This is a genomic window from Nocardia sp. NPDC087230 (assembly GCF_044744725.1).
Lineage (GTDB): Bacteria > Actinomycetota > Actinomycetes > Mycobacteriales > Mycobacteriaceae > Nocardia > Nocardia canadensis.
In genome coordinates this window covers 302,280-325,838 of sequence record NZ_JBIUYV010000003.1, presented here as the reverse complement: position 1 = coordinate 325,838, position 23,559 = coordinate 302,280, and the positions used below count along the sequence as shown (strand labels likewise).

19 protein-coding genes and 1 pseudogene are annotated in these 23,559 nt (G+C 71.1%); 10 read left to right on the top strand and 10 right to left on the bottom strand.

The genetic code is table 11. The features are described from left to right. The first annotated feature begins 151 nt into the window (after positions 1–151). From aroC to aroB, 3 genes and pseudogenes are all read left to right on the top strand, one after another. Complete coding sequence (gene aroC / locus ACIO52_RS13585; protein WP_218717195.1) at positions 152–1,369, top strand: chorismate synthase; 1,218 nt, start codon at positions 152–154, stop codon at positions 1,367–1,369. Between the two features lie 245 nt (positions 1,370–1,614). Further along, positions 1,615–2,121, top strand: a pseudogene (locus ACIO52_RS13580) (shikimate kinase); the annotation flags it as partial. Positions 2,122–2,705: 584 nt separating this feature from the next. Continuing rightward, a complete protein-coding gene (aroB, locus tag ACIO52_RS13575; protein ID WP_218717161.1) occupies positions 2,706–3,821 on the top strand; it encodes a 3-dehydroquinate synthase in 1,116 nt (371 codons plus the stop codon). A gap of 49 nt (positions 3,822–3,870) precedes the next feature. Here aroB and ACIO52_RS13570 read toward each other — a convergent pair whose 3' ends face one another. From ACIO52_RS13570 to alaS, 5 genes are read right to left on the bottom strand one after another with little or no spacing between them, the layout of a single operon-like run. Continuing rightward, positions 3,871–4,317 carry a B-4DMT family transporter gene (locus ACIO52_RS13570; RefSeq protein WP_218717162.1) on the bottom strand — a complete coding sequence of 149 codons (447 nt, stop codon included), beginning with the start codon at positions 4,315–4,317 and terminating at the stop codon, positions 3,871–3,873. A gap of 57 nt (positions 4,318–4,374) precedes the next feature. Next, positions 4,375–5,199 (bottom strand): shikimate dehydrogenase, encoded by an 825-nt coding sequence (locus ACIO52_RS13565; RefSeq protein ID WP_218717163.1) that lies wholly within the window; start codon positions 5,197–5,199, stop codon positions 4,375–4,377. Next, positions 5,192–6,733: an endolytic transglycosylase MltG gene (gene mltG / locus ACIO52_RS13560; protein ID WP_402643929.1), complete on the bottom strand. Its 1,542-nt coding sequence runs from the start codon at positions 6,731–6,733 to the stop codon at positions 5,192–5,194. The genes ACIO52_RS13565 and mltG overlap by 8 nt, the downstream gene beginning before the upstream one ends. Further along, positions 6,730–7,293, bottom strand: coding sequence for a Holliday junction resolvase RuvX (gene ruvX, locus ACIO52_RS13555; protein ID WP_402643926.1), 564 nt, complete (start codon positions 7,291–7,293; stop codon positions 6,730–6,732). Before ruvX ends, mltG begins: the two co-directional genes overlap by 4 nt. After that, positions 7,293–9,956, bottom strand: coding sequence for an alanine--tRNA ligase (gene alaS, locus ACIO52_RS13550; protein ID WP_316575334.1), 2,664 nt, complete (start codon positions 9,954–9,956; stop codon positions 7,293–7,295). The genes ruvX and alaS overlap by 1 nt, the downstream gene beginning before the upstream one ends. A gap of 71 nt (positions 9,957–10,027) precedes the next feature. Between alaS and ACIO52_RS13545 the strand changes: the two genes are divergently transcribed. Further along, positions 10,028–10,750, top strand: coding sequence for a YafY family protein (locus ACIO52_RS13545; RefSeq protein WP_218717167.1), 723 nt, complete (start codon positions 10,028–10,030; stop codon positions 10,748–10,750). Positions 10,751–10,804: 54 nt separating this feature from the next. Continuing rightward, a complete protein-coding gene (locus tag ACIO52_RS13540; protein WP_218717168.1) occupies positions 10,805–11,203 on the top strand; it encodes a nuclear transport factor 2 family protein in 399 nt (132 codons plus the stop codon). Positions 11,204–11,330: 127 nt separating this feature from the next. On the opposite strand, the gene ACIO52_RS13535 is transcribed toward ACIO52_RS13540, so the two are convergent. Beyond that, positions 11,331–12,707 (bottom strand): replication-associated recombination protein A, encoded by a 1,377-nt coding sequence (locus ACIO52_RS13535; protein ID WP_218717197.1) that lies wholly within the window; start codon positions 12,705–12,707, stop codon positions 11,331–11,333. Between the two features lie 86 nt (positions 12,708–12,793). Here ACIO52_RS13535 and ACIO52_RS13530 point away from each other — a divergent pair, with 86 nt between their 5' ends. The 3 genes from ACIO52_RS13530 to ACIO52_RS13520 all read left to right on the top strand — a co-directional run bounded on the left by ACIO52_RS13530 (position 12,794) and on the right by ACIO52_RS13520 (position 16,195). Next, positions 12,794–14,470, top strand: coding sequence for an alkaline phosphatase D family protein (locus tag ACIO52_RS13530; RefSeq protein WP_402643922.1), 1,677 nt, complete (start codon positions 12,794–12,796; stop codon positions 14,468–14,470). Between the two features lie 127 nt (positions 14,471–14,597). Continuing rightward, positions 14,598–14,951, top strand: a complete 354-nt coding sequence (locus tag ACIO52_RS13525) for a YciI family protein (protein WP_218717170.1) — start codon at positions 14,598–14,600, stop codon at positions 14,949–14,951. Continuing rightward, the gene (locus ACIO52_RS13520) at positions 14,948–16,195 is read left to right on the top strand and encodes a sigma-70 family RNA polymerase sigma factor (RefSeq protein ID WP_316575337.1); all 1,248 of its coding nucleotides are present in this window, start codon (positions 14,948–14,950) and stop codon (positions 16,193–16,195) included. Before ACIO52_RS13525 ends, ACIO52_RS13520 begins: the two co-directional genes overlap by 4 nt. 101 nt (positions 16,196–16,296) lie before the next feature. Here ACIO52_RS13520 and ACIO52_RS13515 read toward each other — a convergent pair whose 3' ends face one another. Further along, on the bottom strand, positions 16,297–17,115 hold the full coding sequence (locus ACIO52_RS13515) for a siderophore-interacting protein (protein WP_308248402.1): 819 nt from the start codon (positions 17,113–17,115) through the stop codon (positions 16,297–16,299). A 76-nt stretch (positions 17,116–17,191) separates the two neighbouring features. Beyond that, on the bottom strand, positions 17,192–18,361 hold the full coding sequence (locus ACIO52_RS13510) for a phosphotransferase family protein (RefSeq protein WP_218717173.1): 1,170 nt from the start codon (positions 18,359–18,361) through the stop codon (positions 17,192–17,194). 340 nt (positions 18,362–18,701) lie between these two features. Here ACIO52_RS13510 and ACIO52_RS13505 point away from each other — a divergent pair, with 340 nt between their 5' ends. Then, a complete protein-coding gene (locus ACIO52_RS13505) occupies positions 18,702–19,574 on the top strand; it encodes a hypothetical protein (protein WP_255587335.1) in 873 nt (290 codons plus the stop codon). Positions 19,575–19,583: 9 nt separating this feature from the next. Here ACIO52_RS13505 and ACIO52_RS13500 read toward each other — a convergent pair whose 3' ends face one another. Continuing rightward, entirely contained in the window at positions 19,584–20,552 is a 969-nt protein-coding gene (locus ACIO52_RS13500) for a DUF389 domain-containing protein (protein WP_218717175.1), read from the bottom strand. Positions 20,553–20,628: 76 nt separating this feature from the next. Then, positions 20,629–22,440, bottom strand: a complete 1,812-nt coding sequence (gene aspS, locus ACIO52_RS13495) for an aspartate--tRNA ligase (RefSeq protein WP_218717176.1) — start codon at positions 22,438–22,440, stop codon at positions 20,629–20,631. A gap of 183 nt (positions 22,441–22,623) precedes the next feature. Here aspS and ACIO52_RS13490 point away from each other — a divergent pair, with 183 nt between their 5' ends. Beyond that, a complete protein-coding gene (locus tag ACIO52_RS13490) occupies positions 22,624–23,550 on the top strand; it encodes a neutral zinc metallopeptidase (RefSeq protein WP_218717177.1) in 927 nt (308 codons plus the stop codon). Positions 23,551–23,559: the final 9 nt, after the last annotated feature.

Genomic DNA, 23,559 nt, shown 5'->3' with positions numbered 1-23,559 from the left:
CCGACCTGGCGTCGGCGCCCCGGTGCCGGTGGCCACCGCCTCGACGCTGCGCCATCCAGGCGGTGGCCGCCACCGCGCGGCCCGGCGCGGCGGCGACGTGCCGCTCGTCACGTCGGCCCACGTTCCCGACCACGCGTGTCGACATGGGAAGATGGTCGGCGTGTTGCGCTGGATAACTGCCGGAGAATCCCATGGTCCCGCTCTCGTCGCCCTCCTGGAAGGGATGGTCGCCGGAGTCGAGGTGACATCGGACGATGTCTCCGCACAGCTCGCGCGCCGTCGGCTCGGTTACGGGCGCGGCGCCCGGATGAAGTTCGAGGCCGACAAGGTCACCCTGGTCGGTGGCGTGCGCCACGGCCGGACCATGGGTGGTCCGGTCGCGATCGAGGTCGCCAACTCCGAGTGGCCCAAGTGGACCGAGGTGATGTCGGCCGACCCGGTCGACGCGGACGCGCTCGCCGGGATGGCGCGCAACGCGCCGCTGACCCGTCCGCGCCCCGGTCACGCCGACTACTCCGGCATGCTCAAGTACGATTTCGACGACGCTCGTCCGGTGCTCGAGCGGGCCAGCGCCCGCGAGACCGCGGCCCGCGTCGCGGCCGGCACGGTCGCCCGCAACTTCCTGCGTCAGGCCTTCGGCGTCGAGGTGATCTCGCACGTGGTGTCGATCGGCACCGCGGCCAACACCACCGGCGTCATCCCCGGCCCGCACGATCTCGACGCCATCGACGCCAGCCCGGTGCGCGCGTTCGATGCCGACGCCGAGGCGGCGATGATCGCCGAGATCGAGGCCGCCAAGAAGGACGGCGACACCCTCGGTGGTGTCGTCGAGGTGATCGTCTCCGGTCTGCCGATCGGGCTCGGCTCGTTCATCAGCGGCGAGCAGCGGCTCGATTCCCGGCTGGCCGCCGCTCTCATGGGCATCCAGGCGATCAAGGGTGTCGAGGTGGGCGACGGTTTCGAGACCGCGCGCAGGCGTGGCAGCCAGGCCCACGACGAGATGCGTCCCGGGCCTGACGGTGTGCTGCGCTCGACCAACCGCGCGGGCGGTCTGGAAGGCGGCATGACCAACGGTGAGGCACTGCGGGTGCGCGCCGCCATGAAGCCGATCTCGACCGTGCCGCGCGCGCTGTCGACCGTCGACATGTCCACCGGCGAGGAAGCCGTCGCGATCCACCAGCGCTCGGATGTGTGCGCGGTGCCCGCGGCCGGTGTGGTCGCGGAATCGATGGTCGCGCTGGTGGTGGCGCAGGCCGCGCTGGAGAAGTTCGGCGGCGACTCGCTGACCGAGACCCTCGCCAACATCACCGGCTACCTCGAGCGGATCGGCAACCGCCCGCACGTGCCCGCGGACAGCCGTACGCCGTGACCGGGCCGGGACAGGAGGGGGCCGCGGAGGACAACGACGCGGGTCCCCCATCGACTGTCGACACCGGCGGGCAGGCCGACCGAGCCGTCGGCTCCGCTGACGCGGTCGGCACCGTCGACGCGACCAGCACCCGCGCCGCCGACTCGACCGGTGACCGCAGTGCCACCGTTGCGATCGCTGAGGCCGCCGCGAGCAGTGCCACCGATGCGACCGGCGACGCCGACGCGAGCGCCGATACCGAGGCGGTGACCGTACCCCGTGCCCGGGTGGTGCTGGTCGGGCCGCCGGGGTCGGGGAAGTCGACCATCGGACGCAAGCTCGCCAGGGAGCTCGGGGTCGAGCTCTACGACACCGACGCCGGAATCGAGGCCGAAACCGGCCGCTCCATTCCGGAGATCTTCGCCAACGACGGTGAACCGGAGTTCCGGCGGATCGAGGAGCTGGTGGTGCGGCGTGCCGTGCTCGAACACGAGGGTGTCGTGTCGCTCGGCGGCGGGTCGGTGCTGTCGGCGCGGACCCGCGCGGTGTTGCGCACCGCGACCGTGGTCTACCTGGAAATCAGTGTGGCCGAAGGACTTCGGCGCACCGGCTCGAGCAATGCCCGCCCGCTGCTCAACGGCACCGATCCCGGTGCCAAGTACCGGGAGCTGATGCGGATCCGGCGCCCGCTCTACCGCGAGGTCGCCACCGTGCGCGTGCGAACCGACGGGCGCAGCCCCGGCCGGGTCGTGCGGATGATCCTCACCAAGCTGGGCTTGGAATCGGTGCGTACCGATCTCGACGCCGAGCGCGCCGGCGGATCCGGTACCGCCGCTTCGGGTTCGGCCACCAGCAGGCCCGGAATCGGCAGTAACCGGTCGCGGGCGCGTCGCCGCGCCAGGGCACGCGCCGCGGCCGCGCGCCGGGCGAACGAGCAGGCCACGATCGACCGGACCGCGTCGGCGGCGACCCGATCCGCCGACGCCGGGTCGAGCGGTGACGCGGGCACAGCGCAGGGCGAAGCCCGCACGACCGGCACTCGACGCTCCCGGCGTACCAGGTCCCGTCGCGGCGGGGTCCGCATCCGCTCGGCCGCGGGCACGAATCGCGACGCCGACGGCAAGACGGCGACGCGCGCCACCGGCGGCGACCAGGCAACGCAATCCGCGGCGTCACCGGATCGCCCGGCAGGTCAGCGCGCGGGCACCCCCGTGCCGACCGGACAGCGTTCCGGATCGGGCCAGACCGGCGACGCGGACCGCTCGACCGCTCAGGGCGAGCGCACACGGCGCAACCGGCCGCGGCGACGCGGCGGCCGACGCAAGACCAACGACCAGAAAGAATCGGAGCAGCGCACGTGACAGAGCCGACCACCATCCAGGTCCGCACCGCCGACCCGTACCCGGTGATCATCGGACGCGGGCTGCTCGGCGATCTCGTCGAGGCGGTCACCGCGGGCAACGCCGTGCGGACCGTGGCGATCTTCCATCAGCCGCCGCTGGCCGAGACCGCCGAGGTGGTCCGGAAAGCGTTGGCCGACACCGGGATCGACGCGCACCGCATCGAGATCCCGGATGCCGAGGACGGCAAGGATCTGGCCGTGGCCGGGTTCTGCTGGGAGGTGCTCGGCCGGATCGGGCTGACCCGCAACGACGCCATCGTGAGCCTCGGCGGTGGCGCGGCCACCGACCTGGCCGGCTTCGTCGCCGCCACCTGGATGCGCGGCGTGCGCATCGTGCACGTGCCGACCACGCTGCTGGCGATGGTCGACGCCGCGGTGGGCGGCAAGACCGGCATCAACACCGAGGCGGGCAAGAACCTCGTCGGCAGCTTCCACGAGCCGAGCGCCGTGCTGGTCGACCTGGCCACGCTGGAGACGGTGCCGCGCAACGAGATCGTGGCGGGCATGGCCGAGATCATCAAGGCCGGTTTCATCGCCGACCCGGTGATCCTGGACCTCATCGAGGCCGACCCGGAGGCCGCGCTCGATCCCACCGGTGACGTGCTGCCGGAACTGATCCGGCGCGCGATCCAGGTCAAGGCCGACGTGGTGGCGGCCGACCTCAAGGAGTCGAGCCTGCGCGAGATCCTGAACTACGGCCACACCCTGGGGCACGCCGTGGAGCGTCGCGAGCGCTACCGCTGGCGGCACGGTGCCGCTGTCTCCGTCGGCCTGGTGTTCGCGGCCGAGCTCGGCAGGCTGGCGGGTCGCCTCGACGACGCCACCGCCGACCGGCACCGCACCATCCTGGAGAGCGTCGGCCTGCCGGTCAGCTACGACGGTGACGCGCTACCGCAGCTGATGGACGCGATGCAGACCGACAAGAAGACCCGTTCGGGTGTGCTGCGATTCGTGGTGCTCGACGGGCTGGCCAAGCCGGGCCGGCTCGAGGGTCCCGATCCGTCGCTGCTGGCCGCGGCCTACTCCGCGATCGCGCGCGAGGCGTCCACCGGCGGCCCGATCCTGCTCTGAACGGTACTGTGCCCGGCGAGCGCGCTCGCCGGGCACAGTACCAACGGACTCAGACTGCCGGAGCGAACTCCGGTTGCGTAGTGGGAGAAGGGGATTCGGGGGTGCGCCGCGCGCGGCGGCGACCGAAGGCGACCCCCGCGAGCCCGGGCAGGAAGATCAGCAGCATGATGAACGACGCCGCCGAGGTCAGTTCGAACAGCGCGCCGGAGTCGCCGAGTTCGACGCCGGGCACCTGATCGAGGATCAGGCACACGGCACCACTGGCGAGACCGGCCACGGCCCCGGCGGCCAGCCAGCGCACGGTGAGATCATCGGTGGTGCCCGACCGGCCGTCGCGCATCCCCCAGACGACCACGACACCGACGATCACGACGAGGCAGGCGACCCGCCAGATCATGCCGTAGGTCGGCCAGAACGCCATCGCGAAGCCGAGCAGCAGCCGTAAGCCGACGACCAGCGCGCCGAGGACGGTGGCTCGTAACACCCAAGCGGTCATGTGCAACACCTTAACCGGAAAAAACTAGAACAGGTATCAATTCCGGCGATAAGGCGATCAGACCGAGGGCAGGGCCTCGTCGAGCGCGGCCGCCATCGCCGCGCGCGGCGCGGGCTGCCCGGTGAACAACTCGACCTGACCGAAGGCCTGGTTCAGCAGCATCTGCAGGCCGCTGACGACGGTGTGCCCGGCGGCGGCCACCGCCTCGGCCAGCGGGGTCGGCCACGGGTTGTAGATCGCGTCCAGCACCACCGGCGCCGCCGCGACCTGGGCCGCGACCGGGGCGGCCGCCGTCGCGGGAATCGTGCTGACCACCGCGCTCGCCGTCGCGCAGACGGCGGCGAGGGCCTCGGCCTCGAAGCCGATCGTCGACACGGCCAGGCCCAGACGTTCGGCGAGTTCCAGCGCGTCACGCGCGCGGCCCGCGTCGCGTGCGACCACGGTCACCGATTCCGCGCCCAGTTCCGACAGCGCCAGCAGGGCGGGCCGGGCGGTGCCACCGGCGCCCAGCACCACGGCCTCGCGCACCCGGTCGACGCCGCCCCCGCGCAGCGCGCCGAGCACCCCGTCCACATCGGTGCAGTCGGCCAGCCAGCCCGCCTCGGTGCGCACCAGGGTGTTGGCCGAGCCGACCAGGACCGCCCGGTCGGTGCGCGTGTCCGCGCGGGCCAACGCGGCCTCCTTGCCCGGCATGGTCACCGAGAGCCCGACCCACTCCGGTCCGAGCCCGTCGACCAGTCCCGGCAGCTCTTCGGCCGTGCACTCGACGCGCTCGTAGGTCCAGTCCAGCCCGAGCGCGCGGTAGGCGGCCAGATGCAGCTGCGGCGACCGTGAGTGTGCGATCGGCTTGCCGAGCACCGCCGCCTTGCGCGACTCAGCCACCGTAGGGCTTGGAGCTGTCGAGGATGCCGCTGCGCTGAGCCTGGGCGACCAGGCGCAGGTGTTCGGAGTAGCTGTCGGTGAACAGGGTGGTGCCCTCCTTGTCGACGGTGACGAAGTACAGCCACGCGCCCGGCTCCGGATTCTCCATGGCCCGCAACGCGTCCAGTGACGGTGCCGAGATCGGCGTCACGGGCAGGCCGCGCATCGCGTAGGTGTTCCAGGCGGTTTCCCTGGCCCGGTCGGCGTTGGTGGTCGCCACCTCGGTGGTGTCGAGGGTGTAGTTGACCGTCGAGTCGAACTGCAGCATCTGATCGACCTTGAGCCGGTTCACGATCACCCTGGCCACTTTGCTCATGTCCTGTGGCTTCGCCTCCCGCTCCACCAGCGACGCGGACACCAGGGTCTGATACGGCGTCAGGCCCGTGGTGGCGCCCGACTGCAGCAGGCCGGTCGACTCGTAGCGCTGCACGCTCGAGGTCACCAGCTGGCGCAGGATCTGCTGCGGAGTCCCGCTGGGATCGAAATCCCAGGTGCCAGCGGCGATCAGGCCTTCCAGCTGCCGGGACCGGTCCGGGGATTCCCGCACGCCCTTCATCGCCCAGTCCGGCACACCGAGGGCGGCCAGGTCCGTGCTCGCGCCCGCGGCGTCGAGCTGTTCGTAGGTCACGCACTTCTGCTCGGCGCCGTAGCAGCTGGCCTGGGCGACCTTGCGGTAGATGCCGTCGTAGCGCCCGCCGGTGTTCGCGTCGTGCTTGTCGTGCAGCAGCCTGCCCTCGGAGACGGTCACGTTGCCGACCCGCGACTTCCCGCCGACCAGCGTGGCGACGGCGGTGGCGGCCGGGCTGTTCACACCGATCGCGTAGTACCCGGGCTGCACGTTGTTCATCCCCGAATTGCGCACGGCCGCTTCGTAGAAGGCCTCGGGGCTGGCGACCACGCCACGGTCGTGCATGGCACCGGCGATCTGCGAGGCGGTGTCGCCGGGATGCACCTGCACCACGACCAGCGCCCCGGGCGGACCGGCGAAGTCCTCGGCCGGGGCGAACCGGCTCATCAGCTTGTAGCCGGCGAAACCGGCCGCGGAGACGATCAGGACGGCCAGCAGCGCACCGACCACCCAGAGGTTGCGGCGACGCCGTTTGCGCTCGGCGGCCTTGCGCGAGGCGATCCGCGACCGCTTGCGGCCCGACGCCGCCTTGCCGCGGCCCGCGGGCTGCTTGTCGCGTCCGGACGACGGCGTGCCCCGGCCACGGTCGGCGGGGTTGCGTCCACCCGCGCCGCGGCCCACCGGAGCGGCCCGTTGGCCGACCCGGCGCGGCGGAGCCACGGGCTCGGGCTCGGCGTCGTAGAGCTCGTCCTCGTAGCGCGGAATGACGTTGGTGTCGTCATCGTCGTCCCAGCCGGGCGGACCGGCCGGCTGCGGCTCCTCGCGCGCCTCGCGGGCGTCCAGGCCCCAGTCGTCGCGGCGGGGATAGCGCCGATCAGCTTCCCGCGCCCGGTAGCGTTCCTCGGCCCTGGCCCATCGGTCGGTCATGCATCGTCTCCGACCACGCTCGCGTCTGCTGCGTCCTTCAACACCGAACTCCGCTCGTCCAACCATCCTTGCAGAATCGACACGGCTGCCGCCTGGTCGATCACCTGCCGCTGGCCACGTGCGCGAACTCCGCTGTCGCGCAGCGCACGTGCAGCAGACACCGTAGTCAAACGTTCGTCGGAAAGGCGTATCGGAATCGGGTCGATCACCCGGCGCAACTCCCGGGCAAACCGACATGCGATACCCGCCGCCGTGCCGTTTTCACCGCGCAAGGTGCGGGGCAGCCCGATGATCACCTCGACGGCTTCGTACTCCCGCACAATATCGGCAATTCTCGAGATGTCGGCGGGCGGACCCGCCGCGCGCCCGCCGGACTTCGACGGCTTGGCGCGCGGCACGGTCTCCACCGGGGTCGCGAGAATTCCGTCGGGGTCGCTCGAGGCGACCCCGATCCGGACGCTGCCGACATCGATCGCGATCCGGCGGCCCCTACCGGGGTCGGTCGCCGGATCCGGTCGGTCGGCCGGTTCCTGTTCGGCTGGACCTGCGGTGGGTGGCATCAGCCGGCGAGTTCGGCCACCCGGGCACGGACCGCGGCCAGACCGGCCGGGATACCCGACGGATCCGAACCGGAGCCCTGCGCCATCTCCGGCTTGCCGCCGCCGCGACCGGCGATGCTCGGGCCGAAGCTGGCCACCAGGTCGCCCGCCTTGAAGCCCAGATCCTGGGCGGCCTTGTTGACCGACACCACGAACGGCGCCTTGCCGTCGGTGTTGCCGAGCAGCACGACCACCGCGGCCTCGCTGCCGAACCGGCCGCGGATATCGGTGGCCAGGGTGCGCAGGTCGCCCGCGGCGACGCCCTCGGGCGCGGCGGCGGCGACCAGCAACACCGAGCCGACCCGCTCGGCCTGCTCGACGAAGGTGCCCGCCGAGGACAGCACCGCGGCGACCTTGGTGCGCTCGAGCTCCTTCTCCGCCACCTTGAGCCGCTCCACGAGCTGCTCGACCCGACCGGGCACCTCGTCCGACGGCACCTTCAGCGCGGACGCGACACCGGCCAGCAGCGCGCGCTCCTTGGCCAGGTACTTGTAGGAATCCAGGCCGACGAACGCCTCGACGCGACGCACGCCGGAACCGACCGAGGACTCGCCCAGCACCGTGATCGGGCCGATCTGCGAGGAGTGCTCGACGTGCGTACCACCGCACAGCTCCATCGAGAACGGGCCGCCGATCTCCACGACGCGCACCTCGTCGCCGTAGTTCTCGCCGAAGAGGGCCATCGCGCCCATCTCCTTGGCCTTGGGCAGGTCGGTGACGAAAGTGTTCACCGGGAAGTCGGCGCCGACGGCATCGTTGGAGACGGCCTCGATGTCGGCCTTCTGCTGCTCCGACAGCGCACCCTGCCAGTTGAAGTCGAACCGCAGGTAGCCGGGCTTGTTCAGCGAACCGGCCTGCACGGCGTTGGGGCCGAGCACCTGCCGCAGCGCGGCGTGCACCATGTGTGTGCCGGAGTGGCCCTGGGTAGCGCCCCGGCGCCAGGCCGGATCGGCCTGCGCGAGCACGACATCGCCCTCGGTGATCTGCCCCTGCTCGACGGTGGCCTTGTGCACCCACAGCTTCTTGGCGATCTTCTGCACGTCGTTGATGCGCAGCTTCAGGCCCGAGGCGGTGATGGTGCCACGGTCGGCGATCTGACCACCCGACTCGGCGTACATCGGGCTGCGGTCGAGGATGACCTCGACGTCGGACCCGGCCTGGGCGACGGGCACCCGCACGCCGTCGGCGATCAGGGCCAGCACGTTGGCCTCGGAGGTGAGCTCGTCGAAGCCGGTGAACTCGGTGGCGCCGCGGTCGACCAGTTCCTTGTAGACGGTCAGGTCGGCGTGCGCGTGCTTGCGAGCCTGGGCGTCGTCCTTGGCGCGCTTGCGCTGCTCGGCCATGAGCGAGCGGAAGCCCTCCTCGTCCACCGACAGACCCGCCTCGGCGGCCATCTCGAGGGTGAGGTCGATCGGGAAGCCGTAGGTGTCGTGCAGCGCGAAGGCGTCCGAACCGGTGATCTGCTTGCCGCCCTTGGACTTCACCGCGGTGGCGGCGTTGTCGAAGAGGGTCTCGCCGGTGTTCAGGGTCTTCAGGAAGGCCGTCTCCTCGCCCACCGCGACGGTCTCGATGCGGGAGAAATCGGTGGCCAGCTCCGGGTAGGACGGCGACATCAGCTCGGAGACGATCTTCATCAGCTCGCCCATCACCGGCTTCTCGGCGCCGAGCAGGCGGGCCGAGCGCACGATGCGGCGCAGCAGCCGGCGCAGCACGTAGCCGCGGCCGTCGTTGCCGGGGTTCACGCCGTCGGCGATGAGCATCGCTGCGGTGCGGGCGTGGTCGGCGATGACGCGGAAGCGCACGTCGTCGGTGTGCTCGACACCGTAGGACCGGCCCGTGAGCTGCTCGGCCTTGTCGATGATGGGACGCATCAGGTCGGTCTCGTAGACGTTGTCCACGCCCTGGAGCAGGAACGCCACGCGCTCCACGCCCATGCCGGTGTCGATGTTCTGCTTGGGCAGCGGGCCGAGGATCTCGAAGTTGTCCTTGCCGATGCCGGCACCGCGCTCGTTCTGCATGAACACGAGATTCCAGATCTCGATGTAGCGGTCCTCGTCGGCCTCGGGGCCGCCCTCGACGCCGTACTCGGGGCCGCGGTCGTAGTAGATCTCCGAGCACGGACCACACGGGCCCGGAATGCCCATCGACCAGTAGTTGTCGGCCATACCGCGGCGCTGGATGCGGTCGGCGGGTACGCCCATCTCGAGCCACATCCGCTCGGCCTCGTCGTCGTCGAGGTAGACCGTCACCCACAGGCGCTCGGGATCGAAGCCGTAGCCGCCGTCCTCGACGCTGCTGGTGAGCAGTGTCCAGGCCAGGGTGATGGCCTCGCGCTTGAAGTAGTCACCGAAGCTGAAGTTGCCCGCCATCTGGAAGAAGGTGTTGTGGCGGGTGGTGATGCCGACGTTCTCGATGTCGAGGGTGCGCACGCACTTCTGCACGCTGGTCGCGGTGGCGTACGGCGGGGTCTGCTGACCGAGGAAATACGGCACGAACTGGACCATGCCTGCGTTGACGAACAGCAGGTTGGGGTCGGCCAGGATCAGCGAGGCGCTGGGCACCTCGGTGTGTCCGGCACGGACGAAATGGTCCAGGAAACGCCGTCTAATCTCGTGGGTCTGCACAGCTGTCCAGCTTACCGCCTGCAATCCACCGGTTTTGCGCCGGAGTCGGTGGTCTCGGCGACAATCCGAACGTGACCAAGACCGAGCGGCTCTACGCCCTCGCCGAAGAGCTGCGCGCCTACAGTCCGCGGCCGCGCACCGCACGTCAGCTGGCCGCCCGCTTCGAGGTGTCGACCCGCACGATCGAGCGCGATCTCGCCGCGCTGCAACAGTCGGGGCTGCCGATCCGGACCGTGCCGGGCCGCGCCGGCGGCTACGCCCTCGACCGGCACCGCACGCTCGCGCCGGTCAGCCTGACCGCGGCGGAGGCGACCGCACTGGCCGTCGCGCTCCCCCGGCTGGCCGGGACACCGTTCGCGGCGGCCGCGCTGTCGGCGGTGCACAAGGTGGTGGCGGTGCTGCCCGAGCAGGACCGGCTGCGGGCCACGGCGCTGGTCGAGCGGGTGCGGTTCTTCCCGGTCGCGCCCGCACCCGTCCTGTCGCCCGCGATCCTGGACGCCCTCCTCGGCGGGCGGGTGCTGCGGATCGAGTACCTGGATCGGCTGGGCGCGCCCACCGAGCGCGAGGTCGAGCCGCTCGCGTTCGTGGCGGGCCGCGAGCACTGGTTCCTCTACGCCTGGTGCCGGATGCGGTCGGGACTGCGCGGATTCCGGCTCGATCGCGTGGTGCGCGCGCAGGTGCTCGACGACGTGGCGGTGGACCGGGGCATCGACCTGTCGACCATCCCGACCGGCGACGGGCGACTGATCGATGTGACCCCGATCACCGACACACCGTTGTCGCGGACGGACTGAATCCTGGACAGCGCGGGCCGTCACCGGGGCGGCCACTTCACCGGGGAGCAACCCATGACCACCACCGCACCGACCGTCGCCGACCAGCTCGCCGCCCGCTGGACCGCACTCTGGAACACCGACCCCGATCTCGCCCGGGCGCTGCTCACCGACGACTTCCAGCTCCGTTTCGCCGCCACTACCCGCGAGGCCACCGACGGGTTGCGCGGTCCCGCCGACGTGACCGCCTTCGTCACCGGATTCCGGGCACAGCGGCCGGACGTGCGCTTCGTCGTCGACTCGGCCGCGACCGGCACGCTCGATGCCGAAGGTTCCGGCACCTTCGCGGTCCGCTGGCATTCCGAGCGATCCGGGGAACCCGAGCACGGCGGCATCGACATGATGGAGGCCGTCGGGGGCAGGCTGCGCCGGATCTGGTCGGTCGGTGGGTCGGCGCCGTTCGCCGTCGACTGATCCGCCGGAGCCCGCCGCACGGGCACTTCGCCTGCCGGCGGACCGCGCCGTTCACCGTCGACACGATCCGGCCGGATACTCGTCCATCGGCGGATCGGCGCCGCTCGCTGTCGACGACGCGGCCGGGCTAGGTCCCCCGGACGATACGGCGCAGTTTGGCGACGCGGGGGCCCACTTCGCGTTCGAAGCCGTGGTCGGTGGGCGCGTAGTAGTCGGTGCCGACCAGGTCGTCGGGTGGGTACTGCTGGGCGAGCACGCCGTCACGGGCGTCGTGCGGGAACTTGTAGCCCTGGGCGTTGCCCAGCGCGGCCGCGCCGGCGTAGTGGCCGTCGCGCAGATGCGGGGGCACCGCGCCCGCCTTGCCCGCGGCGATGTCGGCCATGGCCGCGCCCAGCGCCGAGGTCACCGCGCCGGACTTGGGCGCGGTGGCGAGGTGGATGGTGGCCTGGGCCAGGGCCAGCTTGGCCTCGGGCAGGCCGACCAGCTGCACCACCTGGGCGGCGGCGGTGGCGGTCTGCAGGGCCATCGGATCGGCCATGCCGATGTCCTCGCTGGCGTGGATCATCAGCCGGCGGGCGATGAAGCGGGGGTCCTCACCCGCGGTGAGCATGCGCGCCAGGTAGTGCAGGGCGGCGTCGACATCGGAACCGCGGATGGACTTGATGAACGCGCTGATCACGTCGTAGTGCTGATCGCCCGCCCGGTCGTAGCGGACGGCGGCCTTGTCGACGCTGGCCTCGACCAGTGCCACATCGACGACGCCGTCGAGCGAGGACTCGGCCGAGGCCTCCAGGGCGGTCAGCGCGCGGCGCGCGTCACCGCCGGCGATCCGGACGATGTGGTCGAGCGCGTCCTCGGCGACGGTGTACTGCCCATCGAGCCCGCGCGGGTCGGTGATCGCGCGGTCGAGGACCTGGCGGATGTCGTCGGGCGTGAGCGATTGCAGTTGCAACACCAGCGAGCGCGACAGCAGCGGCGACACCACCGAGAACGACGGGTTCTCGGTGGTCGCGCCGACGAGCAGCACGATCCGGTTCTCCACCGCCGCCAGCAGCGCGTCCTGCTGGGTCTTGGAGAAGCGGTGCACCTCGTCGATGAACAGGACGGTCTGTTCACCCACGGTCAGCCTGCGCCGCGCGACGTCGATGACGGCGCGGACCTCCTTGACGCCCGCCGACAGGGCCGACAACGCCTCGAAACGGCGCCCGGTGGCCTGCGACAGCAGCGAGGCCAGGGTGGTCTTGCCGGTGCCCGGCGGGCCGTAGAGCAGCACCGACGCCGCCCCGGAGCCCTCGACCAGGCGGCGCAGCGGCGATCCCGGCCCGAGCAGGTGCTGCTGACCGATCACCTCGTCGAGCGACCGCGGCCGCATCCGGACGGCCAGCGGCGCACCGGAATCGCGCCGGATCACCGCGTCGAGACCGTGCTCGGGCGCGGCGGGTTCTCCGGGCACGTCGAACAGGCTCTCGCTCACGTCCAGCAGGGTACCGAGGCGGTCGGACAGGTCCGGGACGGCGCAGGTGACCCGCCACAAAGTTGAACGATTGACCAACTTTACGAACAGGACTTGCGCGTCACCCCGTCGGTGGGATGAGATCGCTCCTCGTGGTCGAAAACAACGGCGTCATCACCTCCGCGACAGGGCAGTTCGCCCGGCGCACCCTGTTCAAAGGCGGGACGGCGGCGGCCGCGGCGGTGTTCGCGAGCACCGCGACGGCCCACGCGGCGGGCGCGGTGTTCCGCCACGGTGTCGCCTCCGGTGACCCGCTGCCCGGCGCGGTGATCCTGTGGACCCGGGTCAGCGTGGCCGAGGACGCGGTCCCCGGCTCCGGCCTCGGCGCCCCCGCGACGGTGCGCTGGGAGATCTCCGCGAACGAGTCCTTCGCCGGGATCGCCGCCTCCGGCACCGTGACCGCGACCGCCGACGCCGATCACACCGTCAAGGTCGACGCGACCGGCCTGGCGCCGGCCACCGACTACTACTACCGCTTCACCGCTCTCGGCGAGACCTCGCCGGTCGGGCGCACCCGCACCGCGCCCGCGACCGACAGCGAGGTCGACCGCCTGCGCCTCGGCCTGGTCTCCTGCTCGAACTGGGAAGCCGGCTGGTTCGGGTCCTACCGGCATCTGGCCGCCCGCACCGATCTGGACGCGGTGGTGCACCTGGGCGACTACATCTACGAATACGCCCGCGGCAAGTACACCGGCCGCAACGGCGCGGTGCGTGGACACGAGCCGGCGAACGAGATCGTCAGCCTGGCCGACTACCGGACCCGGCACGGCCAGTACAAGACCGACCCCGACCTGCTGGCCCTGCACGCGTCGGTGCCGTTCATCTGCACCTGGGACGACCACGAGTCGGCCGACAACTCCTGGCGCGAGGGCTCCGAGAACCACGACCCCGCCGTGCACGGTCCGTGGAGCGCCCGCCGGGCCGCCTCCGCGCAGGCCTACCTGGAGTGGATGCCGGTGCGCGCCGCTCGCACCGGCACCGACGTACAGATCTATCGCCGCCTGCGCTTCGGCACGCTGGCCGAACTGTCGATGCTGGACCTGCGCAGCTACCGCGACCACGAGGCAGGTCCCGGCGCGGGCTGGCGCCAGGCCGACGATCCGGCGCGCACCATCACCGGCCGCGCCCAGATGGACTGGCTGACCGCGGGTCTGAGCTCCTCACCCGCCCGCTGGAAGCTGATCGGCAACTCGGTGATGATCGCGCCGCTGGTGTTCCCGCCGCTCGAGCCCGCCACCACCCAGGCGATCACCGAGGCGATCGGCGTGCCCCAGGGCGGCCTGACCGTCAACGGGGACCAGTGGGACGGCTACACCGCCGACCGGCGCACCCTGTTCCGGACCATCGTCGAGGACAACGTGGCCGATGTCGTCTTCCTGACCGGTGACATCCACACCTCCTGGGCCGCCGACCTGCCGCTGGATGCCGCGAACTACCCGGGCGGAGCGACGGTGGGCGCGGAGTTCGTCATCCCCTCGGTCACCTCCTCCAGCGTCGGCGACCTGCTGAAGGTGCCCGCCCGCACCGCGTCGGTGGCGGCCGAGGAGGCCATCAAGGCGGCCAACCATCACCTGCGCTACACCGAACTCGACTCGCACGGCTTCGGCGTGCTCGAGGTGACGCCCACCCAGACCCAGATGGACTGGTTCTACGTTCTCGACGTCACCGACCCGGCGACCGGTGTGCGCCACGGCGCCTCGTTCGCCGTGCCCGCGGGCGGCCGGGTGGAACCGCGGCCGAACCCGGTGGCCTGAGGGCGGTCACGCCTGGAGGAAATCGGCGCAGAATCTTCGGTGAGGCTGTCGATCGCGGCCGCTGCCGCTCGTCGGGTGAGTACGGCTACCCGACGAGCGGGCAGCCCTCATCCGAAGGAGCACCGTCATGAGCCAGTATCTGGTCCTGATCTACGGCGACGAAGCCGCCTACGCCGCCCTGTCCCCCACCGAACTCGACGACATGCTCGCCGCCCACCGCACCTTCCAGCAGCTCGCCGGTGACGCCAACCTCGGCGGCCAGGCCCTGCAGCCCACCGGCACCGCCACCTCGATCCGTCACACCGCCGACGGCGAGGTCGTCATCACCGACGGGCCGTTCGCGGAAGCCAAGGAAGCCCTCGGCGGCTACTACCTGCTGGAGGCCCCCGACCTGGACGCCGCGATCGCGATCGCCGCGCAGGTGCCCGCGCCGGAGGGCGGCGTCGAGGTCCGCCCGATCAAGGTCTTCCCGCAGCCGTGACCACGACGGCGGCCGCGGCCGTCGAGCAGGCGCACCGTCGCGAGTGGGCCTTCGTGCTCGCCGCGACGGTGCGGCTGGTCCGCGATTTCGACCTGGCCGAGGAGTGTGTGCAGGACGCCTACGCGACGGCGCTCACCGCGTGGGCCACCGATGGTGTCCCGGCCAAGCCCGGCGCCTGGCTGACGACGGTCGCCCGGCGCCGCGGTCTCGATCTGCTGCGCCGCGACAGCACGTTCCGGCGGGCGCTGCCCCGCCTCGTCGTCGACGAGCAGGTCGACGACACCGCCGACCTCGCCCTGGCCGAACTGGACGACCCCGCGATCCCCGACGATCGGCTGCGCCTGATCAGCACCTGCTGTCACCCGGCGCTGGCGCCCGAGGCCCAGATCGCGTTGACACTGCGGCTGGTCTGCGGTGTGACCACCGCCGAGGTGGCGCGGGCGTTCCTGGTCAGCGAGTCGACCATGGCCGCGCGGATCACCAGGGCCAAGCGCAAGATCGCGGTGGCGGCGATCCCGTACCGGGTGCCGTCGGTGCGCGAGCTGCCCCAGCGTCTCGATGCGATCTGCGCGGTCATCCATCTGCTGTTCACCACCGGCCACACCGCACCGGCGGGCGAGCAGCTGGTCCGCGCCGATCTCGTCGAGCGCGCACTCCAGCTCGCGCGGATGATGCGCGCGCTGGTCCCCGACGACCCGTCGGCCACCGGGCTGCTGGCGTTGATCCTGCTGACCGACGCGCGCCGGGCCGCGCGGGTGGACGCGGCGGGCGAGCTGCGCACCCTCGAGCACCAGGATCGCGCCCGCTGGGACCGCGTGGCGATCGCCGAGGGCATCGCCCTGGTGAAACAGGCGCTGCCGCACCTGGATCCGTACACGCTGCAAGCCGCGATCGCCGCCGTCCACGACGAGGCACCCAGCTGGGCCGAGACGGACTGGCCCGAGATCATCGGACTGTACCGGCTGCTCCTGCGGGTGTGGCCGTCACCGGTCGCCCAGCTCAACCACGCGATCGCGGTCGGCCTCGGCGGCGATCCGGAGCGGGCGCTCGCGCTGCTGCGGCCGCTCGGCGCGGAGCCCGCCCTGGCGACCTACGGCTATCTCGATGCGGCCCGGGCGGCGTTCCTGGCCGAGGTGGGCCGGGTCGACGAGGCGGTCGCCGCCTACGAGGCAGCGCTGCTGCTCACCGATAACACGGTCGAGCGGGCGCATCTTCGGAGCAAGCTGGCAGCGCTGATCACCTGAGCGCGGGCCGACCCGCCGCGGAGCTGCGGCGCCCTGCTGTCTCGGCCGGGCGCCACGACGCGGGCAACCCCACCGCCGGTTCCGCAGGTGCGGCGCGCCGATCAGGCGCCTTCGGCGGCCAGCGCGCGCTTCCACTCGCGGAAGCCTTCCTCGGTGCGACCGCGCCGCCAATACCCGGAGACGGACAGCCATTTCGGCGCGACGCCGCGTTCTTTGCGCAGGTAGGGGCGCAGCTGCCGCATGACGGCCTCGGCCTCGCCGTGCACGAACGCCTGCACCTGGCCGGGCAGCCATTCGGCCGCACGGACCGCCGCTACCAGCGGAGCGTGCTCCCCGGCGAGATCGTCGGGAATCCGGTCCGAGGACACGCCGCGATGCACCCAGTGCAGGCGCAGGTCGCCGGGAGAGCCGAGTTCGATCTCGTCCTCCGGGCCGCCCACCTCGACGAACACCTGCGCGGGCGCGCCGGCGGGCAGCGCCTCGACCGCGGCCGCGACGGCGGGCAAGGCCGACTCGTCACCGGCGAACAAGTACCAGTCGGCCGCCGGATCGGGCGCGAACGCGCCACCGGGTCCGGTCAATCGGAACCGCGCGCCCGGCTCGACCGAGCGCGCCCACGGACCCGCGATGCCCTCGTCGCCGTGCACCACGAAGTCGATGCTGATCTCGTGCCGCTCGGGAACGTAGGAGCGGACGGTGTAGGTGCGCAGCACCGGCTGACTCTCCGGGCCGAGTGTGGCGCGCACGGTGTCGAGATCGAACGGCTCGGGATACTCGACGCCGGGCGGGGCGAAGATCAGCTTCACATAGGCGTCGGTGAAGACATTCGGTGTGAATCCGTCGGCGGTGCCGACCACGCGCACCAGGTGCGGGGTCAACCACAGCTTGCGGACGACGGTGACGGTAACCGGTTTCGGCACTACTGCTCCCAACTCCTCGGACCCTCGCCGACGGTACTCCCGTCGGACCGGGAAGTAGGGAGCCTGCGCCGCGCGGCTACTCCGACCAGCGCTCTTCCAGCATCGCCGACACCTGCTCGGCGAAATCACCGACCGCGTCGTCGCCGGTGACGCGCGCGTCCTCGGCCAGCGCCGACCAGCGGTTGATCAGCGCCTCCGAACGCGGCACGGACAGACCGTGTTCGCGGGCGGTGGCGATGCGGGTGTGATCGGCGGGCAGGAACCAGTACGTCGACAGCCACACCCAGATCAGGCGGGCCTCGAGGATCCGCTCGGCGAGCACGGTGTCGTCGGCCAGCGACGGCCACACCCCGACCACGGCCGACCGCCAGGCCTCGACCATCTCCCTGGCGCGGCTGCGCGAGAGCTCGAAATCGCAGAGGCAGCCCGGGAAGGACACGAGCGCGTAGGCGATGTCGAGGGTGGCGTCGCGGAAACCGCCCCACTCGTAGTCGAGGAAGCGGGCGCCCTCGTCGTTCATGATGACGTTGTCGGGGCACAGATCCGAGGGGCTGAACGCGCGGTACCGGCCGCCGGTGAACAGGCGATTGCCGTGCACGATCCGCTCGGCGATCTCGCCCGGCACCTCGATGCCGAGTTCGGCCTCGAGCAGCCCCGGCACATCGGCGATCGCGGCCTGGGCCTGCTGGGCGATCCCGTCGACGCGATGCACCGAGTCGACCCGGCGCATCAGCGCCACGAAGTCGGGCTCGCGGCCCACGGTCGCCGCGTGCATCCGGCCCAGCGCCTGCGCGAAGGCCATCAGCGCGTTGCGGGTGCCCGGCTCGGCGCGGGTCTGCAGCACGGAGGTGAGCAGCGCGTTGTCGCCCAGATCGGAGAGCACCAGCAACCGGTCGGGCACGCTGTGCGCGATCAGGTAGGCGCCGGGGCGCTGTTCGCGGCTGAGCGCGGTGGTGAACTGATAGGACACCGCCTCACGGAGGAATGCCGCATCGATGCTGGCGACTCCGGGCGCCATGCCACCGGTGCGGCGGTCCTGTGCGGAACCGCGCACCTGCTTCACGATCAGCGTGCGCGGCAACGAAAAAGCGTTCTCCGCAACACGCACGCGTAGGACTGTCGTCCTACCACTGCCACTGAGCTCCATCGGATCACTCAGCTTCACCGGAGCACCCATTCGCTTTGTGAGCAACTGTTGTGCTGCGGACACGACGTCGGCGGCGCGTTCGGCCAATAGTGCGGTCATCGCCTCTCAAGCTACTCGTACCTGGTCACTTCTAGCGAGCGGTTACACAACCTTTCCGCGTCGCTCGGCGTGTTGGCACCGTGGTTGCGCGAGTGTCACTGTTCGCTTGACACACCCGACTGTCGTCGGGTTTTCTCATCGTCAACTGCAGTGCGCCACACCGCAAACCGGTTGAGTCGAAAGGTCTACCACAGTGACCGACACGCCGTACGCCGCATCGAGCGATTCACCCGGTGGGCCCCCGGTTCCCGGAGGTGGCGGACAGTTCGCCGAGGGCACGGGCAGACACGAGGCGCCGGGTCGGGCGGGTGCCGCCGGACCGGGGCCGAGCAGGCATGGAATGGCCGGTGGCGCAGGCTATCCGCAATTCGAGGGTCCCGGCGCCGCGCAATACGGCGAGGAGCCGCTCGAGCCGGCGCCGCCGATTGCCGGACCACCGCGATCCGCACCGCAGTACGGTCCGGCGGGCACCGGGCCCGGATACCCCACACCCCAGGCGAAGCCGGACAACCCGGGATACGCCGCCGCACCCGCACCCGGCGTGTCGGCCACCGGCGGCGGGCAGACGCCGGGTTACTACCATTCGGGAGCACAAGCCCTCGATGTCGGCCGCTCGCTGAGCTATGGCTGGGAGCGTTTCCGCGCCAATCCGGGCCCGTGGCTCGGGGTCACCGCGGTCGGCGTGCTCATCTACCTGTCGTTCCTCGCGATCGTCCAGATCTTCGACCCCACCTCGCTGTTCACCGTGCTGTTCCTGTTCCTGGTGGTGCTGGTGGCGCTGTGGCTGCTGCAGGCGGTGATGATCCGCGGCGCGCTGTACGAAACGGACGGCTATCCCCCGGCTTTCGGGTCGTTCTTCCGGTTCGTGAACGCGGGTAATGTCTTGTTGACGGCGTTGCTGGCGTTCGCGGCGACCCTGCTCGCCGCCTCGCTGTGCCTGCTGCCCGGCCTGGTCGTCGGCTTCCTGTGCATGTTCTCGATGCACTTCGTGATCGATCAGGACTACGGTCCGGTCGAGGCGATCAAGGCGAGCGCGCAGCTGGTGCTGGCCAATCTCTGGGCCGCGCTGCTGGTGGCGCTCACGGTCACCCTGGTGACCGTCGTCGGCGCGGCGGCATGCGGGCTCGGTCTGTTCATCGCCGGTCCGGTGTGCGCGATCGCGGTGACCTACGCCTACCGGATGCTCACGGCGGGACCGGTCGCCCGGATCTGAGCCGCGCGGTCAGTGGCTCAGCGGGGTGCTCATCCCGATGGCCCGCTTGAACCGCTCGAAAGGCCCGAGGTCGTCGCCGGCACGGGGACGCAGCTCGAGCACCAGCACGCCGGCCACGACGATGCCCAGCAGGTTCACCGCCAGCTGACCGACCGACTCGAACGCGCGATGCCACTGCCCGATCGTCGCGGCCACTACCGCGTAACCGGCGGCCGGCACGGTGGTGACCGAGATGAACACCCCGATCAGCGCGGCCGACTTCGCGGTCACCAGCGACAGCATGCCCGCCGCGCCCGCGAGCACGGCCACGACCAGCGAGAACGGCCCGACCTCGTAGATGAAGTCCACGTCGTGGGCATCGATGACCCCCTCGGTCGTCACCCAGCCGAGCTTCTCCCACAGCAGGGTGGCGAACAACGTGATCACCATCGCGACCGGGAACGCCACGGCCAGCGCGAGCACCGAGCGCCGGGCCAGCCGCCAGTTGCGGCGCACCAGGGCCACCGACAGCGCGGCCAGCGGCCCGAACTCCGGACCCACCACCATCGCGCCGACGATGGTGACCGGCGAGTTCGTCGCCACCCCGATGGAGGCCAGCAGGCAGGCGATGGTCAGGAACGCGACGAAGGTCGCGTTGAGCGATGACTCCTCGTGGGTCTCTTTGAGCAGTTGCTCCCAGACCACGGCGTCGCTCGGATCACCGGGCGCGGCCCGCACCGCCCGGTCGGCCGCGGCGGACAGCACCGCCTCGACGGGTCCGAGCGTGATACCGCCGGTCTGTTCGATGCCGAGCGCCTTGACGTCGGCGAGGACCTTGTTGGCGGCCTCGCGCGCCACGTCGGCCTGCACGAGATCACCGTGGGGTGCCACGGCGATCCCGCGCGCGACCGTGAGATGAGCGACGCCCGGGTCGGCTTCCAGCGCGCGCACGAGCGCGTCGGTCTGCTCGGGCGGACTGATCACACGCAGATGCAGCACCGGGTGGCCCTTCTGATCAATGCCGCCGTGACGGCGGGGAACTGACCAGAAGGTACCGGGCTACCGTCGGTGACCGCTATTTCTCGGCGGCAGCGGCTTTCGGCGCGTCGGTCTTGCCCTCGCCCTTGACCTCCGGCTTGGCGTCGATGCCCGCCTCCTTGCGCTGCTGCGCGGTGATCGGAGCCGGCGCGTCGGTGAGCGGGTCGACGCCGCCACCGGTCTTCGGGAACGCGATCACCTCGCGGATCGAGTCCTCCCCGGCCAGCAGCGCGGTGATGCGGTCCCAGCCGAAGGCGATGCCGCCGTGCGGCGGGGCGCCGTAGGCGAAGGCGTCGAGCAGGAAGCCGAACTTCTCCTGCGCCTCGTCGTGGCCGATGCCCATCACCTTGAACACGCGTTCCTGCACGTCGCGGCGGTGGATACGAATCGAACCGCCACCGATCTCGTTGCCGTTGCAGACGATGTCGTAGGCGTAGGCCAGCGCCGAGCCCGGGTCGGTGTCGAAGGTGTCGATCGACTCCGGCTTGGGCGAGGTGAAGGCGTGGTGCACGGCGGTCCAGGCCGAGTAGCCCAGTGCCACATCGCCGCTGGCGGTGGCGTCGGCGGTCGGCTCGAACATCGGCGCGTCGACGATCCAGACGAACGCCCAGGCGTTCGGGTCGATGAGATCGCACTTGCGGGCGATCTCGCCGCGCGCGGCACCCAGCAGCGCCCGGCTCGACTTGGTCGTGCCGGCGGCGAAGAACACGCAGTCGCCCGGCTCGGCACCGACCTGCTTGGCCAGCCCGTCGCGCTCGGCGTCGGTCAGGTTCTTGGCGACCGGGCCGCCCAGGCTGCCGTCCTCGTTGATCAGGATGTAGGCCAGCCCCTTGGCGCCGCGCTGCTTGGCCCACTCCTGCCAGGCGTCGAGCTGACGCCGCGGCTGGCTCGCGCCACCCGGCATGACGACCGCGCCGACGTACTCGGACTGGAACACCCGGAACGGGGTGTCCTTGAAGTAGTCGGTGAGCTCGGTGATCTCGACGCCGAAGCGCAGGTCCGGCTTGTCCGAACCGAAGCGGCGCATCGCCTCGGCGTAGGTCATGTGCGGGATCGGGGTGGTGATGTCGTGGCCGACCAGCTTCCACAGCGCGACCAGGATGTCCTCGGCCAGCAGGATCACGTCCTCCTGGCGCACGAAGCTCATCTCGATGTCGAGCTGGGTGAACTCGGGCTGACGGTCGGCGCGGAAGTCCTCGTCGCGGTAGCAGCGCGCGATCTGGAAGTAGCGCTCGATGCCGCCGACCATGAGCAGCTGCTTGAACAGCTGCGGGCTCTGCGGCAGGGCGTAGAAGCTACCCGGCTGCAGGCGCGCTGGCACCAGGAAGTCGCGGGCGCCCTCGGGGGTCGAGCGGGTCAGCGTGGGGGTCTCCACCTCGATGAACTCGTGGCGGGCCAGCACCTCGCGCGCGGCGGCGTTGACCTTGGAGCGCAGCCGGATGGCGTGGCCCGGGCCCTCCCGGCGCAGGTCGAGGTAGCGGTACTTGAGGCGGGCCTCGTCGCCGGGGGTCTCGTCGAGCTGGAACGGCAGCGGCGCGCTCTCGTTGAGCACGACCAGTTCCTTGACGTCGACCTCGATCTGCCCGGTCGGCAGCTCCGGGTTCTCGTTGCCGTCGGGACGCTGCTCCACCACACCGGTGACCTGCACGCAGTACTCCGCGCGGAGCTTGTGGGCCTGCTCGGCCGCCTCGCCCTCGCGGAAGACCACCTGCGCGACGCCCGAGGCGTCGCGCAGATCGATGAAGGTCACACCACCGTGGTCACGACGCCGGGCCACCCAGCCGGTGAGGGTGACGGTCTGACCGGCGTGCTCGCTTCGCAGCGAACCAGCCAAGTGGGTGCGCAGCACGGTATTCCTTTCGACAGACTTCCTGGGGACTCCCCGCCATCGTAGTGAGACACGATCCCCGAGTGGAAACCGATATCTCGGTCGTCGTGTCAAGCTTGTGACGCATGCCCGCCGTGAGCCGCGTCCGGGGCGGTGAATCGTGCTGCAGGACAGCTGGACATCCGAGCGAAGGCGAGTACCGCGATGACCTTCAACGAAGGTATGCAGATCGATCCCGGCCGGGCATCCTCCGGCGGCGGCCCCGGCATGGGCGGCAAGCTCGCCGTGGGTGGCGGCGCGGGCGGTCTGATCCTGCTGGTGATCACGTTGCTCCTGGGCGGCGACCCGGGCTCGGTACTCGGCAGCTTCACCGGCGCGCAGGACACCCAGCAGAGCCAGCCGGGCACCGCGGGTACCCCGGCGCACTGCAAGACCGGCGCCGACGCCAACAAGTACGTCGACTGCCGGGTGGTCGCGACCGCGCAGAGCCTGGACGGGGTGTGGTCGCAGGAGCTGCCCCGGCAGACCGGTCAGCGCTACGTGGAGCCGAAGCTGGTGCTGTTCTCCGGCGCGGTGTCGACCGGCTGCGGCAACGCCACCAGTGACGTCGGCCCCTTCTACTGCCCCGCCGACCAGACCGCCTACTTCGACACCGCGTTCTTCCAGGAGCTCACCGACCGTTTCGGCGCCAGCGCCGGACCACTGGCCCAGGAGTACGTGGTGGCCCACGAGGTCGGCCACCACATCCAGAACCAGCTCGGCGACATCGGCCGCGCCCAGCGCGACCCGCAGGGCGCCCAGTCCGGCGCGGTCCGCACCGAGCTGCAGGCCGACTGCTACGCCGGCATCTGGGCCCATTACGCGGACAAGCAGCCCGCGCCGGGCAGCAGCCAGCCGTTCTTGAAGCCGCTGTCGGACAACGACATCCGCGACGCCCTCTCGGCGGCCAACGCCGTCGGCGACGACCGGATCCAGCGCTCGGCCGGGCGCGGGGTCAACCCGGAGTCGTGGACGCACGGCTCGTCCGAGCAGCGCCAGAAATGGTTTCTCACCGGCTACAAGACCGGCTCGGTCAAGTCGTGCGACACCTATTCCGCCGGTGACCTCAACAACCCGCCCGGGCTACGCTGACCCCCAACG

Bases quoted from the DNA above. Each gene is read 5' to 3' on its own strand.
- ACIO52_RS13530 (WP_402643922.1), top strand. From the start codon at position 12,794: ATGAGATCGCTCCTCGTGGTCGAAAACAACGGCGTCATCACCTCCGCG.
- mltG (WP_402643929.1), bottom strand. From the start codon at position 6,733: ATGACCGACCGATGGGCCAGGGCCGAGGAACGCTACCGGGCGCGGGAA.
- ACIO52_RS13540 (WP_218717168.1), top strand. From the start codon at position 10,805: ATGACCACCACCGCACCGACCGTCGCCGACCAGCTCGCCGCCCGCTGG.
- ACIO52_RS13505 (WP_255587335.1), top strand. From the start codon at position 18,702: ATGGCCGGTGGCGCAGGCTATCCGCAATTCGAGGGTCCCGGCGCCGCG.
- ACIO52_RS13490 (WP_218717177.1), top strand. From the start codon at position 22,624: ATGACCTTCAACGAAGGTATGCAGATCGATCCCGGCCGGGCATCCTCC.
- ruvX (WP_402643926.1), bottom strand. From the start codon at position 7,293: ATGCCACCCACCGCAGGTCCAGCCGAACAGGAACCGGCCGACCGACCG.
- aroC (WP_218717195.1), top strand. From the start codon at position 152: ATGGTCGGCGTGTTGCGCTGGATAACTGCCGGAGAATCCCATGGTCCC.
- ACIO52_RS13570 (WP_218717162.1), bottom strand. From the start codon at position 4,317: ATGACCGCTTGGGTGTTACGAGCCACCGTCCTCGGCGCGCTGGTCGTC.
- ACIO52_RS13525 (WP_218717170.1), top strand. From the start codon at position 14,598: ATGAGCCAGTATCTGGTCCTGATCTACGGCGACGAAGCCGCCTACGCC.
- ACIO52_RS13510 (WP_218717173.1), bottom strand. From the start codon at position 18,361: ATGACCGCACTATTGGCCGAACGCGCCGCCGACGTCGTGTCCGCAGCA.